The organism is Variovorax sp. P1_H12_2 (assembly GCF_056405335.1).
The window spans coordinates 1-10,694 of record NZ_JBFUCI010000210.1 but is presented as its reverse complement, the minus strand read 5'-3'; the positions used below and the strand labels follow the sequence as shown (position 1 = coordinate 10,694).

Here is a 10,694-nt window from a genome sequence, read left to right as displayed (position 1 = left end):
CCATATAACTTTCGGTGTCCAGACGCTGCGCGAGTTCGCGCAGCCGGTTGCTGTTGGAACTGGTCGGGCTGCCGACCACGATGACCAGGTCGACCTGTGGGCTCAGCAGCTTCACGGCATCCTGCCGGTTCTGCGTCGCATAGCAGATGTCCTGCTGCTTGGGCTCGCGCACGCTCGGGAAGCGCGCGCGCACCGCGGCCGAGATCTCGGCCGCATCGTCCACCGAGAGCGTGGTCWGCGTGACCACCGCGAGCTTCTCGGTCTGCGCCGGCGCGACCTGCGCCACGTCCGCCACGTCTTCCACGAGATGGATGCCGCTGGACAACTGCCCCATCGTGCCTTCGACCTCGGGATGCCCCTTGTGGCCGATCATGATGAACTCGTAGCCTTCCTTGGCGAGCTTCGCCACCTCGACGTGGACCTTCGTCACCAGCGGGCAGGTGGCGTCGAACACCTCGAAGCCGCGTTCCCGCGCCTCGGCCTGCACGGCCTTGCTGACGCCATGGGCGCTGAACACCAGCGTGGCGCCCGGCGGCACGTCGGCGAGGTCCTCGATGAAGACCGCACCCTTGGACTTGAGCTCGTTGACCACGTAGGTGTTGTGCACGATCTCGTGGCGCACGTAGATCGGCGCGCCGAACTTGGCGATGGCGCGCTCGACGATCTCGATCGCGCGGTCGACGCCGGCACAGAAGCCGCGCGGCTCGGCCAGGATGACCTCTTCGATCGCGCTCACAGCACGCCGATCAGCTTGACCTCGAAGGTCACGGGCTGACCTGCGAGCGGATGGTTGAAGTCGAAGCGCACGGCGGTCTCGTTCGACTCGACGACCGCGCCCGCGTAGCTGCCGGTGCCGTCGGGCGTGGGGAACTGCACGACATCGCCGACCGCGTACTGTTCGTCGGGGTCGCCGATCTGGATCAGCAGCTTGCGCGCGACCCATTGCTGCATCTCGGGGTTGCGTTCGCCGAAGGCTTCTCCCGACGGCAGCTCGAAGGTGGCGTGCGCGCCCTCCTCCAGGCCGATCAGGCGCAGTTCCACCGCCGGCGAGAGCTCGCCGGTGCCCAGCGACAGGGTGGCGGGCTTGTCCTGGAAGGTGTTGATGATGTCGCCCGCGGGGCCGGCCAGCCGGTAGTGCAGCGTGAGAAAGGAGCCGGCAGCGACGGCAGCGGCGGTGGAGGTCGATGACAAGGTGAGAGCCCGATAGACTGGGGCCCTTATTTTAGGGAGTGGGGGCAGAGCCCCTGGTGCGCCATGTCTTTCAAGGACCTGCCGGCCGGCGCGCGGCCGCGCGAGAAGCTCATGGCGCTCGGCCCCGCTGCGCTGGCCGACTCCGAACTGCTGGCCTTGCTGCTGCGCACCGGCATGCCCGGCAAGAACGTCCTGCAGCTCTCGCAGGAGCTGCTGGACCGCTTCGGAGGGCTGGCCGGCCTGCTCGAGGCCGACCTCGATGCCCTGAAGACCATCAAGGGCCTGGGCGGCAGCGCCAAGCGCGCCGAACTGGCGGCGGTGCTCGAACTGGCGCGCCGCGCCCTGGCGGAGCAGCTCAAGGCCGGCGCCGTCTTCGATTCCCCCGGCGCGGTGGGGCACTACCTGCAGCTCCACCTGGCGGCCCGGCCACACGAGGTCTTCGCCGCCCTCTTCCTCGACGCCCAGCACCGCCTGATCGCGATGGAGGAGCTGTTTCGCGGCACCCTGACGCAAACCAGCGTCTATCCACGCGAGGTGGTCACGCGGGCGCTGCACCACCACGCCGCCGCCGTGGTGCTGGCGCACAACCACCCGTTATGTTGATTTTGAGGGTGTCAACACGGGGAGCCTGTGACCCCGTATTCGTCTATTTCAGTATTGAAACCAGCTTGGGCTTGGCGTTTCGGCGCAGGTCGGCGAGTTCGCGTTCCCGGCGCCGCAGCAGTGAGCTGGTCTCCTGCCAAGCCGCGAAATAGTGGTCGACCAGAGCCGCGAGCTTGACCACGTGCTGGTGCAGGTCTTCGTTCTCATCGCGCAGTTGCTGCAAGGCACGACTGGCCGGACCCGGATCACGGTGGCGCTGCCGCTGCAGCTTGTGCAACGCGTGCAGGATGTCAGGGTGGTAGCGGTATAGCGCATTGCGCGAAACGCCAGCGAGTTCACACAGCGCCGAGGCGGTCGGTGCTTCGGGCGTGCTGAGCGCGGCCAGTTGGGCCAGCGCATCGCGAAGTCGTTGCGCGGGCGGCCTGCCGGTGGCGTCAGCGGTGGATGCGCTCGCCATGCTTGCCCTCCTTGCTCACTTCATCGATCGCGCGGATCAGCGAGCGCGCCTCGTCGAGACGCTCGCGCACGATGCGCAACGTCTGCAGCGGCAACGCCGGTTCGTTGAGCAACTCTTCGTGCCGATGGACCTGCTCGACCCAATAGGGCCGATGCTGGGTGGACACGGCGAAGTTCCTGCAGCGCGAGCAGGTCGAGGGCTCACGCCGCGCCGGGTTGGGGCCGATGGCGTTGCCCAGACAAGCGCTGTGCTCTTCCCTGTAGACGCAGAATCCCCAGTCGCACACGCCGAGCACGAGCCCGGCATCCACCAGCAAGCGCGCGTAGCTCTTGATGTCCTGCTTGAGCCGCGCGCCCCGGAAGCGCGGGCGCCTGGCCACGATCTCGGCGCCGGCGTGTCCGCCCAGGCCGGGTGCGGCGAGCATGTGTTCCCAGGCCGCGGCCGACTGTTCGAGGATCCCGGACTCGATCTCCTGATTGAGACGGTAGTCCGAGCCGCTGTAGCCGTGGTCGGTGATGGCGCGTTCGCGGTGACCGAGATGCTCGGCCAGCGCGAACAAGGCGGAGCCATCGCGCAGCGCCGCGAAGCGGGCGAAGGTCTTGCGGCCCTGGTGCGTCGTGAGCCGCCAGGGCTTGCCCTGATGCAGAGGTAGACCAAGCCATGCGGCGAAGCGCTGCAGCAGAAAGCGCATGCGCATGGCCGATGGAACGACCAGCGGACCGGGGCAAACCTTCTGCCACTCGGTTGCGCCAGAACTCTGACGGCGGCGCAGCCACAACTGGGCGCGCCCTGCCTGAGCGCGATGCCCGGCGGATAGCGCCTCGAGAACCGAGATGGCGTGGACCGCGGGCGGGGGCGCCACCCACTCGTGAGGTCGGCCGTTGTACTCGGCCTGACGCTTGAAGATGGCGCCGACGATCACGAGGATCGCATCATCGGTGGTGCCGTCGCCACGCTGCTGCACGCAGCCGGCATCCAGGTGCAGGATCTCGCTTGCCCTGGGCCCCACCAGGTAGGAGATGACCACGAAGCACGCGGCGTAGAGCATGTCGATCAGTTGAGCGAGGTCGTCGACCGTACGGACCGGCTGCGCAGTGCCGGGCAGTTCGATGCCTGCCTGCTGCAACGCCCGTGTCGCCGCATTGGTGCGGGCGTTGACGCCGTAGCCGCGTCGGGTGGCCGAGGCCATCGCTTCAGCGTAGACCTGCCTGGCCCGCAGGATGTGAGGGGCGCCATCGACCAGCAGATTGATGGCTCCCTGGACCAGGGCAACGGCGACGCCATCCGGGGTATAGGGCCAGCGCCGAATCTGGGCGTCGCGCACGCCGGCGACCTCGCCGTGGCTGCGCCCCGGGAAGGGATCGATGCGCAGCCCGTCGTCGAGTTCGTCGCGAAACCGATGGAGGTAGGTGAACAGGTAGAGGTACTTCTGCACCGTTGCGGGGGCGAGCGCGGCGCGCCCGATGCCGGGACGCTCTGTGAGCGAACGCTGGAACTGCAGCAGCGCCGTGGCGTCGAGATCGGCAAAGCGCGCGAAGCCCGTCTGATCCATCCAGCGCAGGAGCTCGCGCAGGTACACGAAATAGCCGGCAACTGTGCTTGCGCGCTGCGCCAGGCCCGTGCTCAGCGAGCGGCTGCGGATGAGCGCGATGAGCTGCCTGCTGCTCTCCAGCTGCGGCGCATACCGGTCGTCGGTGAAACACCTCCCGCTCGGGAGCGTGAAGTTCCAGTGCAGTCGCACGGGGCTGGCTTCTTCGAGGGTATTGGTGGGCTTGAAAACCCAGACCGTGTCGCGCCAGGTCGAGTCGAGCAGGAACCATGCGTGATCGATGGGTGCGGGCTGCGCCGCGCGTGCACCCCGCACCTCGGGGACTTGGCTGGTGGATCGGGAAACGCGCATCGCTGCACCTCATCGCAGATCGGGTAACGGCGGCAACTGTGCCACCAGGGGCGCAGCGGCAGCGAGTTCGCCCGCGGCGAAGCGCGCAAGGATGTCCTCCTCCAGGATGCGCAACTGCGGGGCATAGAGCGACTGCCAGCGAGCCGGGTGCAGCGCCCTGGCGGCCTCGCGCAGGTGATCGCGTGCCTGCAGCAGCCGGGCCACCGTTGCAGGGTCAGGCGTGATGATGGCGTTGGGGCAGGTGAAGCAGCCCATGAAGTGGGTGCACAACTCACCGCGAGGTGTGCCGGGGGCCGCACCTGCAAACGGGTCCGTGCAACCGAAGCCGAACATCGACACGACCTCCCCGGGCGGAACGATTGAGCCGCTGCCGTTCGAGGCAGCAGGCTTGGCTGTGCCGATCGAGCGAGCTTGCTCGATATGCCCGATGAAGGCGCTCTGCAAGGCAGCGATGCGTGCGCGATGTTGCGCGTCGACTTCAGGCGTCTGGACGTAGCGCACGGTGGTGGCCAGGTGCGCGTGGTTGGCGACGGCGCTGACGCGGCGCAGGTCGCCCGAGGCACGATAGAAGCTCGCGAGGACGCCGGGGCGGATCGACACGAGAGAGAACCTCGGCAGGCCGTGGCGCTCGCAGAAGGACTTGAGCATGTGCTTGACGGCACCGCTGGACAACGCCGTCACTGCGCGCATGCCCTTGTACAGGAACAGCCGTTCGCGCAGCGCGACCGGCGCGAGCGGTCGCAGCCGTGCGTTCCACTCGACGATCTCCTTCACCAGCGCGGGCGGTTCGAGATGATCATTGCTGTTGAACGTGCGCCGCTGGATGCTGTTGGCGCGAGCCTTGAACCACACGAGCGCCTGACGATCGTCCAGCAGCGGCAAGGATTGCAGGCAGTCTCGCTCGAGTTCGGCGATGGGGTCGGGGTTGCCGGCCGCATGGATCAGGATGGCGAGGTAGTACGGCAGCAGCGATTCGGCGCGCGGGTACAGACAGCGCTCGACCTGCTTCAAGCCGCCGAGCCGGCTCAACGTTCTGTTGACCGGGTGCCGCCCTGCGCGTGACAGATCGCGTGCCGTGGGGACGATGCCACCGCAATGCCGATCGACATGTTGCAGCAGCCAGCCAAGAGTGCCTGTCTTGCCGCTGTCGGTGAGCCGCTGGGCGCGGGCCGCCGCGCGGGCAGCGCGTATCTGTGTGATGTCTGCCTCGCATGCCCTCAGGATCGCGCGCAGTTCGTGCGCCGGCATCTTGGTGCGCGCTGGCGTGTCGCGATTCCTCCACGGGAACGGGTTGAAGGGGTACTCGATGCTGGCGATGACTCCGGGGCGGCAGCGTTCGAGCCATTGCAGCAGCTTGCGCAGCGCCGTGTACGCGCCTGCCCGGCTCGACTTGGCCCAGGGCTGGCCGCCCGGCCTGCGCTGCGCGTTGAGCCACTCGACATAGCGCACGAGCAGGTCGCGATGCAGGTCGGCCAGTCCCGCGAGCGCACCCGACTCGCAGGCGAACCGGTCGAAGGTCTTGATATGGAACCAATGCGTATGGATGCAGCGCTCGGACTGGATACCGACGTGGCTCCAGAAGGCCTCGGCCAGAGCGAGGCGCACGTCCTCGGGCAGGCACAGCGAGGTGAAGTCGACGACAGTGTTGCGCACCCGCCGTGGTGCGTCGTGCCGCACGGGCTGCATCCCCTTGGGTACAGCGGCCGTGGCCTTGCCCGGCAGCACCCGAGGCATCGGTTGACGGCGTGCGCCCATGATCACTGCGTCCCGGACAACAAGGTGTCCAGGACCTCCTTGAGTGCGCAGGCGTCGACAGCGATGGCGCGCAGATACCGGTCGGTGGTCTCGATGCGTTCGTGACCCATCAGCACCTTTACCACGAGCAGCGGGTTGATCGCGGCGCCCTCGCTGGCGAGCCGTTCGAGGCGAGCCAGCAGCATGCAGGCGAAGGTCGCCCGCATCAGATGCGTGGTCGCCTTGAACCCGCATGCCTGGCCAGCTTGGCTGATCACGCGCTGATACGCGTTCTTGCCGGCGGGTGCGCCGCGGGCGTTGATGAACAACGCCGTGTGCTCGACAGGCCGGCCCTTGCGCCGGGCGCGCTGCAGCCAGGCGTGACGGTGACCGCAGAGGTAGCCTGCCGTCTCGTCGAGCAGACTTGCCGGTGCGATCACGTAGCCGGGCTTGCGTCCCTTGCGCGTCACATCGATCGTGTGATGCGACGCCGCTGACGGTTGATGCCTTGTGACGTCCTTGACGCTGAGCCGCAGCAGCTCACTGACCCGAAGGCCCGTGTAGAGCTGCCAGCGCGCCATCAAGTCGTACGGCGGCGCCAGCGTGGCCAGGAGTTCGCGCGCCTGAGCGGATGTGAGGGGACGCGGCAGCGGCTCGAACTGGCGCAGCACGAAGAGACTGTGGTCGGTCGCCTGCGTGGTGTCGGCGCGGGCCGGCTGCGGGTGTCTCGCCACGGCGAAGTTGCGTGGCCTGCCCACCAGGGGCGAGGCGGCCAGCCAATGCATCCGCACGGCCCACTCGTAGAACCTCAGCACTCCGCGCACGCGGTGGTTGATGGTCGAGATGCGGTAGGGCCGGCCTGTGTGAGCGCTGGGCTGCAGCATCATGCGGTTGCGGTAGGCCACCAGGTCCACCGCATCGGCATCGGCCCAGCCGATGGCGTTCTGTTCGAGCGTCTCGAACCAGTCGTAGAGGATCTCGGCATAGGTCCTGAGCGTGTCGGCCGTGTGCGCGCGTTGCACGCCGTGCTCATGAAGGAAGGCCACCGCCGGCTCGATGAGTTGCCACTGCGCCGTGAAGAGCAGCGGAAACCCCGCGGGCCTTGGCTCGCGCAGCCCGATGGAATGCGCCTGCGTTGCAGCCGGCAGCAGTCGCTCGCTCACTTCGCACGGGATCGGCAGTGATGCCTTACGGATGATCTGGACCATGCCGGCCTGCCGCGTTGGTCAGGTGCTTCACCGCATCCACGAACGACAGGCCGAGGACGTGCATCGCCAGGTCGATGGCGCCGCCACCGCCGAGCCGCACTCGCGTGTCGTACCACTTGGCTCCGGTGGTCAGGATCTCGAACTCGCCGCGCGCGGTGGACACGTGCCACCGACGGCTGTGGTCGTCCTTGACAGGCACATACGTCGGGTCAAGCCTGGCGTGCGTCGTCAGCAGCGCCAGGGCGTCGCCGGCCGGCATCTCGCGAAGCCGTGTCAACGTGGCTGCACTGAATGATCTGCGCGCTACCATCACCGCGACCCCCACAGGACTTGCCGAAAAAAATGCGGCGCGCCGGGCTACTCGCCTCTGAAAGAGGCTTGGGCTGCTCGGGCAGTTCCCAGTGTTCAGCGACTCGTCAGATCAAGCAACCGTGTTGACACTCTCGAATGCAACCTAACACCCGAGCGGCTCGGTAGAACCCTCGCGCGCCGATCAGTCGCTCACCCAGACGCTCAAGGCCGCGCTCGCGCTGGTCGACGTGCGCGTGCTCGACCACGTGATCGTGGCCCGGGGCAGCACCCTCTCGATGGCGGAGCGCGGCCTGGTCTGAGCAAAACTTCTCTCTCATCCGCGAATCAGAAACGAAATGTAAAAATCGCCTGATCTGCCGACAATGCCGAGACCGAAAGATGCAAAGGTGCCCGTGGAAGACATATTGATCGTCGACGACGACCCGTCCGTCCGAAAACGCCTGGAACGCGTGGCCGTCCAGGCCGCCCCCCAGGCTCGCTGTGCCATGGCGGGCTCGCTGGCCGAGGCGCGAGAGCAGCTGGCGCAGGGCAGCTTCGACCTGGCCCTGCTCGACATCGGGCTGCCCGACGGCAGCGGCCTCGACCTGTTGCCCTGGATGCAGGCCCATGCGCCGGCGGTCGACGCCGTGGTGGTCTCCAGCCTCGGCGACGATGCCACCGTGCTGCAGGCGATCCGCGGCGGCGCCGTGGGCTACCTGCTGAAGAATGGCAGCGACGTCGAGCTCGAGCTGTCGCTGGGCAGCATGCAGCGAGGCGGCGCGCCCATCGACCCGGTGATCGCGCGGCGCATCCTGCAGCTGATGGCCGCGCCGCAAACCGATGCGCCTCCACTTGCTAACATGCACACGGCGCCGGCGACCTCGGCCCCTGCCGAGCTGAGCGCGCGCGAGATGGAAGTGCTGCAGCTGGTGGCGCAGGGCCACAGCAATCGCGAGATCGCCCGCAGCCTCTCCCTGTCCATCAACACGGTCGAATGCCACGCCAAGAACATCTACCGCAAGCTCGCGGTGCGGTCACGCGCTGGCGCGGTCTACCACGCGCGGGTGCAGGGCTTGCTGCCCTGATCCGCGCAGCGGCGCTGCTGCTGGCCTGCCTCTGGTTCGCCAGCACCGCCCATGCCGATGGCACCGGCGTTGCGGCACGCGGCTTCGAAGGCATCGAGGCCGTGCGGACCGACTGGAACGCCAAGTCGCCGCCCGTCGACGGCTGGACCCCGGCGAGCCTGCCTGACAGCTGGTCGGCGCGCTGGCCGGCGTTCGACGGCGTCGTCTGGTATCGCCTGCGCTGGTCCGAAGCCGCCGATCCGCTCGCGCTGCGTCCGCTCGGCCTGCTGATCGAGTACGTCAACATGGCCGGCGCCTTCTACCTCAACGGCAGCCTGATCGGCGGCGACACCCAGCTCGTCGAACCCCTGTCCCGCTCCTGGAACCTGCCGCGCTACTGGATGGTCGACGCCCCGCTGCTGCGGCCGGGTCCCAACGAGCTGCTGGTGCGCGTGTCGGGCCTGGCCGCCTATCAGCCGGGCCTGGGCTCCGTGACGCTCGACGCGACGGGGCCGCTCAAGGCCGCCTTCCGCGAATCGACCCTGACGCGGCGCACGCTGTCGATGCTGGGCCTCGGGCTCACGCTGGTGATGGGCGTGTTCTACGGCATGCTCTGGCTGCTGCGCCGCAGCGAGCGCTCCTACGGCTGGTTCAGCCTCTTCTCGCTGCTGTGGGTGCCCTACGCGTACAACTACGTGGCGCTCACGACCTGGCCCTTCGCCAGCACCGAGGCTTTCCAGCGCGCCAACCACATCGCGCTGCTGGCCAGCATCGCCTGCTTCGTCATGTTCGCGCTGCATTTCTGCGAACTCGCGCGGCCGCGGCGGCAACGGGCGGTCCTGCTGGTTGCCGGCGCCGGTCTGGCGACGCAGCTGCTGGCGCCCTCGGCGATGCTCGAGCCGGTGCGCGACATCACCGTGCTGGCCGTGCTGGGCGCCTATTTCGCCGGCTGCGCGATCATTGTCAGGCACGCCTTCGCCTCGCGGCGACTCGAGGTCGCGGTGCTGGCGGTGTGCCTGCTGCTGCCGGTGGCGGCCGGCGTCCACGACACGCTGGTGTTCCTCGAATGGCTGCCGGGCACCCGCTACTACGCCGCACTGTCGTCGAGCGCGACCCTGCTGGGCATCTCGTTCGCCCTGACCTGGCGCATGGTCAAGGGCATGCGGCTGGTGGAGCACTTCAACGCCGAGCTGCGGCAGCGCGTGGACGAGGCCACGCAGCGACTGGCCGACGGCCTCAGCCGCCAGCATGCGGCCGAACTGGTCCAGACCCGGCTGACCGAACGCCTGAGCCTCGTGCGCGACCTGCACGACGGCCTCGGCATGACCCTCAGCAGCCACATCCATACGCTGGGAAACCGGGACGCCGCCGACGACGGCATCGCACTGTGGGCGCTCAAGGAAGTCAATGACGATCTGCGCCTGATCATCGAGAGCTCGGCCTTCGACGACACCGACGAGCTGGCCGAGCGGCTGGTGCCGCTGCGCCACCGCAGCACCCGCTTGCTGGAAGCCGCCGGCATCGAATGCAGCTGGCAGCTCGAACGCCTCCAAAGCTGCCGGCTCGGCGGCAAGCGCAACCTGGATTTCCTGCGCGTGCTGCAGGAAGGCCTGGCCAACGTGCTCAAGCACAGCGACGCCAGCCGGGTCGACGTGCGCATCGAAACCGCCGACGGGCAGCTGCGGCTCGCGATCCACGACAATGGCAAGGGCTTCGCAGCCGATGCCGCATCGCATCCGGCCGGCAGCATGGGCCTGCAGAACATGCGAACGCGTGCCGCCCGCCTGGATGGCAGCCTCGAGATTCGTTCCAGCGCCTCGGGAACCACGCTGGCGTTGCGCTGCCCCATCGATTCCGCGGTCACCGCCTGAGCCCGATTCCGTCGACCACCCCATGCCCGCCAAACCCCACAGCCTCAAGAGCCTCGCCGACCTCAAGCAGGTGCAGCGCGCGCTCGCCGAGCAGCGCGAGCGCGCGGCCGCCGAAGCCGCCGCGCTGGCCGCCGCGCGGAAACGACGGCTGGCCGAGCAGGACCTGTTCGCGCGCGCCATCGGAGCCACCCAGCCGCTGCGCAAGGCCGCCGCGGTGCCCTTGGCGCCCGAGCCGCCGGCGCCGATTCCGATCCAGCAGCAGCTCGACGATCAGCGCGTGCTGCGCGAATCGCTGTCCGACGAGTTCGACGTCAGCACCCTGCTCGACGCCGACGATGCGATGAGCTTCCGGCGGCCGGGCATCCACACCGACGT

Annotated in this window: 9 protein-coding genes and 3 pseudogenes; 5 read left to right on the top strand and 7 right to left on the bottom strand. The window is 68.3% G+C overall.

From position 1 onward, the window contains the following. Positions 1-736: 4-hydroxy-3-methylbut-2-enyl diphosphate reductase (ispH, locus tag AC1D2K_RS20210; RefSeq protein WP_478090611.1), on the bottom strand; the 736-nt coding region annotated here is incomplete at its 3' end. Next, positions 733-1,191 (bottom strand): FKBP-type peptidyl-prolyl cis-trans isomerase, encoded by a 459-nt coding sequence (locus AC1D2K_RS20205; protein ID WP_478090610.1) that lies wholly within the window; start codon positions 1,189-1,191, stop codon positions 733-735. The genes ispH and AC1D2K_RS20205, both read right to left, overlap by 4 nt. 63 nt (positions 1,192-1,254) lie before the next feature. Between AC1D2K_RS20205 and radC the strand changes: the two are divergent. After that, positions 1,255-1,785, top strand: a pseudogene (gene radC, locus AC1D2K_RS20200) (RadC family protein); the annotation flags it as partial. A gap of 52 nt (positions 1,786-1,837) precedes the next feature. Here radC and AC1D2K_RS20195 read toward each other — a convergent pair. From AC1D2K_RS20195 to AC1D2K_RS20175, 5 genes are read right to left on the bottom strand one after another with little or no spacing between them, the layout of a single operon-like run. Continuing rightward, on the bottom strand, positions 1,838-2,251 hold the full coding sequence (locus tag AC1D2K_RS20195; RefSeq protein ID WP_478090609.1) for a hypothetical protein: 414 nt from the start codon (positions 2,249-2,251) through the stop codon (positions 1,838-1,840). Continuing rightward, entirely contained in the window at positions 2,229-4,151 is a 1,923-nt protein-coding gene (locus AC1D2K_RS20190; RefSeq protein WP_478090608.1) for a hypothetical protein, read from the bottom strand. Before AC1D2K_RS20190 ends, AC1D2K_RS20195 begins: the two co-directional genes overlap by 23 nt. A gap of 9 nt (positions 4,152-4,160) precedes the next feature. Beyond that, positions 4,161-5,906 carry a hypothetical protein gene (locus AC1D2K_RS20185; protein WP_478090607.1) on the bottom strand — a complete coding sequence of 582 codons (1,746 nt, stop codon included), beginning with the start codon at positions 5,904-5,906 and terminating at the stop codon, positions 4,161-4,163. A gap of 2 nt (positions 5,907-5,908) precedes the next feature. Beyond that, on the bottom strand, positions 5,909-7,048 hold the full coding sequence (locus AC1D2K_RS20180) for a tyrosine-type recombinase/integrase (RefSeq protein ID WP_478090606.1): 1,140 nt from the start codon (positions 7,046-7,048) through the stop codon (positions 5,909-5,911). A 25-nt stretch (positions 7,049-7,073) separates the two neighbouring features. After that, positions 7,074-7,370, bottom strand: a complete 297-nt coding sequence (locus tag AC1D2K_RS20175; RefSeq protein ID WP_478090605.1) for a hypothetical protein — start codon at positions 7,368-7,370, stop codon at positions 7,074-7,076. 181 nt (positions 7,371-7,551) lie between these two features. Between AC1D2K_RS20175 and AC1D2K_RS20170 the strand changes: the two are divergent. From AC1D2K_RS20170 to AC1D2K_RS20155, 4 genes and pseudogenes are all read left to right on the top strand, one after another. After that, positions 7,552-7,704, top strand: a pseudogene (locus tag AC1D2K_RS20170) (JAB domain-containing protein); the annotation flags it as partial. A gap of 93 nt (positions 7,705-7,797) precedes the next feature. Next, positions 7,798-8,469, top strand: coding sequence for a response regulator transcription factor (locus AC1D2K_RS20165; RefSeq protein WP_478090604.1), 672 nt, complete (start codon positions 7,798-7,800; stop codon positions 8,467-8,469). Further along, positions 8,379-10,319, top strand: a complete 1,941-nt coding sequence (locus AC1D2K_RS20160; RefSeq protein WP_478090603.1) for a sensor histidine kinase — start codon at positions 8,379-8,381, stop codon at positions 10,317-10,319. Before AC1D2K_RS20165 ends, AC1D2K_RS20160 begins: the two co-directional genes overlap by 91 nt. Positions 10,320-10,341: 22 nt before the next feature. Continuing rightward, positions 10,342-10,694: pseudogene (locus AC1D2K_RS20155) on the top strand (Smr/MutS family protein); the annotation flags it as partial.

Excerpts from the sequence above, each read along its gene's own strand:
- AC1D2K_RS20195 (WP_478090609.1), bottom strand. The coding sequence starts at position 2,251 with ATGGCGAGCGCATCCACCGCTGACGCCACCGGCAGGCCGCCCGCGCAA.
- AC1D2K_RS20190 (WP_478090608.1), bottom strand. The coding sequence starts at position 4,151 with ATGCGCGTTTCCCGATCCACCAGCCAAGTCCCCGAGGTGCGGGGTGCA.
- AC1D2K_RS20160 (WP_478090603.1), top strand. The coding sequence starts at position 8,379 with ATGCCACGCCAAGAACATCTACCGCAAGCTCGCGGTGCGGTCACGCGC.
- AC1D2K_RS20185 (WP_478090607.1), bottom strand. The coding sequence starts at position 5,906 with ATGGGCGCACGCCGTCAACCGATGCCTCGGGTGCTGCCGGGCAAGGCC.